At 65.1% G+C, this 3808-nt stretch carries 3 protein-coding genes; 2 read left to right on the plus strand and 1 reads right to left on the minus strand.

The features are described from left to right. Positions 1-262 precede the first annotated feature (262 nt). On the minus strand, positions 263-2131 hold the full coding sequence (locus AWC07_RS02385; RefSeq protein ID WP_036410012.1) for a fatty acyl-AMP ligase: 1869 nt from the start codon (positions 2129-2131) through the stop codon (positions 263-265). A gap of 165 nt (positions 2132-2296) precedes the next feature. Between AWC07_RS02385 and AWC07_RS02390 the strand changes: the two genes are divergently transcribed. Together AWC07_RS02390 and AWC07_RS02395 are read left to right on the plus strand one after the other, a co-directional pair. Continuing rightward, complete coding sequence (locus AWC07_RS02390; protein ID WP_036410014.1) at positions 2297-2680, plus strand: hypothetical protein; 384 nt, start codon at positions 2297-2299, stop codon at positions 2678-2680. A 45-nt stretch (positions 2681-2725) separates the two neighbouring features. Continuing rightward, on the plus strand, positions 2726-3739 hold the full coding sequence (locus tag AWC07_RS02395; RefSeq protein ID WP_036410017.1) for a TIGR00366 family protein: 1014 nt from the start codon (positions 2726-2728) through the stop codon (positions 3737-3739). Positions 3740-3808: the final 69 nt, after the last annotated feature.

Genomic DNA, 3808 nt, shown 5'->3' on the forward strand with positions numbered 1-3808 from the left:
AACACGTTCCATCACCCCGAAAAACTGCTCCGCGACGGAGACGACGACGAAACGGAACCCCCATAGCCGCCACCACATATCTGTCCGTCGTCGGATGACATTGCAGCGCAACGCCATACGTGCGAGGCCAACCGGCCTGCTTTGGCATGCGCCAGCGACAACGGCGGATATCGCACGGCCTGGCCAAACCTCATGGCTCAGAAGTGGTGCGCCACAAAGAGTTTCGTGAGATGCGAGGCGGCAGGTCCGACTCTAGGAGGAGTTAGTGCGCTCCCAATACTCCGCTGAGGTATTCCGCACGGCAGGCCCGGCGAGCCAGCTTGCCGCTGGTGGTGCGCGGAATGGCCCCGGCCGGAAGGAAACGCACGTCGGCTGCCGAGAGCCCGTGGCGTTCGGCAACCGCGGCCCGGATCGCCTCGATCGCCGGTTGCGGATCTGCGTGGCTGGTGCCCGCCGCACGTTCGGCGATGATCACCAGCCGTGAGCTGGTGTCATCGGGATCGTCAGCATCCGGCAGCTCGTTGGCCGGCGCCGCGAAAGCCGTGACATATCCCCGCCGGACGATGGGCGATGCCGCCGCGACGGTGGCCTCGATGTCCTGCGGATAGTGGTTGAAGCCATCGATGGTGATGAGATCGGCGATCCGTCCCGTGACGTACAGCTCACCGTCGAGGTAGACGCCTAGGTCCGAAGTCCGCAGCCAATTCCCGTCGAGCGCAGCGCCCTTCGCCCGGCTGCCCTCGCTGAGCGGTGATTGCAGCCTGGCGCCAAAAGTCTGGCGCGTTTCGTCCGGCCGCCCCCAGTAGCCGCGGCCGACATTGTCGCCCTGCAACCAGATTTCGCCGACTTCCCCATCCGGCAATTCCGCGCCGGTGTCGGGGTTGACGATCACGGCCCACAGGCTGCGAGCGACGTGACCGCACGACACCTGCACGACGGCGGTAGGGTGATCCGCCGCGACGGGGACCGCACGCCCGGTGCCCAATTGCACCCGGTCGAAGTAGACCACCGTCGTTTCGGCGGTGTGGTCGATGGTCGCGACCAGCAGCGTCGCCTCGGCGATGCCGTAAGAGGGCTTGAACGCCGTCCGCGGCAGCCCGTAGGGCGCGAACGCTTTGTTGAACGTCGTGATCGCCTCGATGCTGACCGGTTCGGATCCGATGATCAGCACGACGTTGCGCAGATCGATATCGTCGCCCGCCGCGGGCAGGCCACGCTGGGCGGTCCACTCGTAGGCGAAGTTCGGTGCCGCGGTGACGACGCGCCCGCTACGTGATCCGTCGGACAACGCATGAATCCACCGCTGCGGCCGACGGACGAAGGCGGTCGGCGACATCAGGGTGGAATGCCCGCCATACACCGCCGGAAAGCCGATCATGGACAAGCCCATGTCGTGGTAGAGCGGTAACCAGCTGACGCCGTGAGTATTGCGGTTGAGCAGGTCGATCGACAGGATCATCTGCACCAGGTTGGTGCCGACGGCGCGGTGAGTGATCTCGATGCCGACGGGCGGCCGTGTCGAGCCCGAGGTGTACTGCAGGTGGGACACGGCGTCCATGTCCAGCTCGACCGGACTGAACTGCTCCCCTGCCGAATCCGGTATCTGATCGATGGTGATGACGTGCGGCCTTCGCAGGTGCGAACGGCTGGCCAGAAAGCCCTGCACGGCGGCTTTCGCTGTCGCCGTCGTCAGGACGACCGTGGGCTCCGAGTCACGAAGTGCGGTATCGAGACGTTCGGCGTGACCGGGCAATTCCGGGGCAAACAGGGGCACCGCAATCGTCCCGGCCTTGATCGCCGCGTAGAAACCCGCAACGTAGTCGATGCCCTGGGGCGCCAAGACCGCGACCCGGTCGCCGTTGCCGGCAAGCTGTTGTATCTGCGCGCCGATCGCCGCCAATCGCACCCCCAACTGCGCCCAGGTCACCTCAAGGGCCTGCCCCTCAGCGGAGCGGGTGTAGTCCAGGTAGCGATACGCGATGGAGTCACCGACATTGGCGATATTGCGTTGGATGAGCGAGATCAAGGTGGTGCCGGGCGGCAAGGCGATACTGCCGTCGGCTGCGAGGCAGTCATCGATCTCCAGCAGGCCTTCTGGAGCCCGGGAGCCCTGCGGGGAACCGTCGTTCATACGCGGCAGTCTATGCACCCGCGACCGGCTGACCCGGCAGGCAGCGTGTGGCCTCGAACACCGATCGGGTGGCTCGATGAAACCCGCTGTCGGCAACCGGTCCACTAAAGTCCGTGCGGAACCCGCTCGCCGATCGCGTATGCCAGGAGTAGCCAAGGAGTAGCCATGGACCCAGTCGACCAGCGCGCCCGGGTCGTCACCCGCGACGAGGCGCTGAGCCGCGTGCTTGCGTATCGCGAGCGTGGCCGGTCCCGGCCGATGGTGGTGCGCGTATCCCTGGCGCTGCTCGCCGGCGGGTTGCTCATCGCCTCCATCCCGCTGATCGTGCTGCTTCCCGAGTTGGGCATCCCGGCCGTGCTGGTCGCGTTTCGGCTGCTCGCGGTCGAAGCCGATTGGGCCGCGCGCGCCTATGCGTGGACCGACTGGCGCTTCACGCAGGCGCGTGCGTGGTTGCACCGTCAGTCCGGATTTGTCAAGGCAGCCGTCATCGGCGGATTGCTGCTGGTGGCCGCCGCTCTGGTGTGGCTGGCGGTCTACGAGTTGATCTAGGCAGGTTTAGGCAGGTTTAGGCAAGGTCTAGGCAAGGGTGACCCAATGACGACGGAACAGGACCAACAGGTCAGACGGCGCGGTTTGATGCAGCCGCTCACCACGTTGTGCGTCCGGTATGTCGAACGTCTGATGCCGGATCCGTACTTGTTCGCGGTCATTCTCACCGTCCTGGTGGTCGCGCTGGTGGCGCTGCTGGTCGACGGCGCAACGCCGGCGGGCGTGCTCAAGGCGTGGTACGGCGGCGTGTGGGGATCGCAGAACATCTTCACCTTCGCCTTCCAGATGGTGCTGATCCTGGTGACGGGCTATACGCTCGCCGAGGCGCCGATTCTGAAGCGGGCCATCATCGGGGTGGCGAGTAAGCCGACAAACCAGGTTCAGGCAGCTCTGCTGTGTTTCGGTGTCAGCGCCGTCCTTTCGTTGTTGAACTGGGGTCTTGGTCTGGTCGCGGGGGCGCTGGTCGCCCGTCAGGTTGCCAAACGGCTTGCGGGCGCCCATTTCGGTTATCTCATCGCCGCGGCATTCATGGGTTTCATCGTCTGGACGCAGGGGCTCTCGTCGTCGATTGCGTTGGCGAACACCGATACCAGCAGTCCCATCAACGTGATACACAAGCTGACCGGCATTGTTGTGCCGCTGAAGCTGACGATTTTCCAGCCCTACAGCTGGGTGGCCGTGCTCGTGGTGCTGGTGCTGCTCGCGTTCGCGATCCGGCGGATGGAACCGGCGCAGCCCCTCGAGCCCGATCCCGCGGTGTTCGAAGACGACGAGCCCGCCGTGACCCCGCCCACGGGCAAGCGGACGTTTGCCGAATGGCTGGAAAACCTCTGGATTCTCAACGTCGGTGTGTTCGCCGCCGGGATCACCTACTTCTGGCTGAGTGGCTTTGCGCTGAACATCTCGTCGATGGTGATGCTGTTCACCGTCACCAGTGCGTTGCTGCACCGCACCCCGATTCGGTTCATCCGGGCGTTCTCCGGCGCGGCCAGGGTCACCGGCCCGCTGCTGCTGCAGTACCCGCTGTACGGCGGGATCGTCGGTCTGCTGGGTTACTAAGTCGCGCATAAGTAAGGCGACACACGGTGTACGGTGCACTGTCTTTCCGGGGCGGTCGTGTTGACTTAG

The sequence above is a fragment of the Mycobacterium gastri genome (assembly GCF_002102175.1).
Classification (GTDB): Bacteria; Actinomycetota; Actinomycetes; order Mycobacteriales; family Mycobacteriaceae; genus Mycobacterium; species Mycobacterium gastri.

What these genes read in the sequence shown, in the direction of transcription:
- AWC07_RS02385 (WP_036410012.1), bottom strand. Translation starts at nt 2,131, where the DNA reads ATGAACGACGGTTCCCCGCAGGGCTCCCGGGCTCCAGAAGGCCTGCTG.
- AWC07_RS02390 (WP_036410014.1), top strand. Translation starts at nt 2,297, where the DNA reads ATGGACCCAGTCGACCAGCGCGCCCGGGTCGTCACCCGCGACGAGGCG.
- AWC07_RS02395 (WP_036410017.1), top strand. Translation starts at nt 2,726, where the DNA reads ATGACGACGGAACAGGACCAACAGGTCAGACGGCGCGGTTTGATGCAG.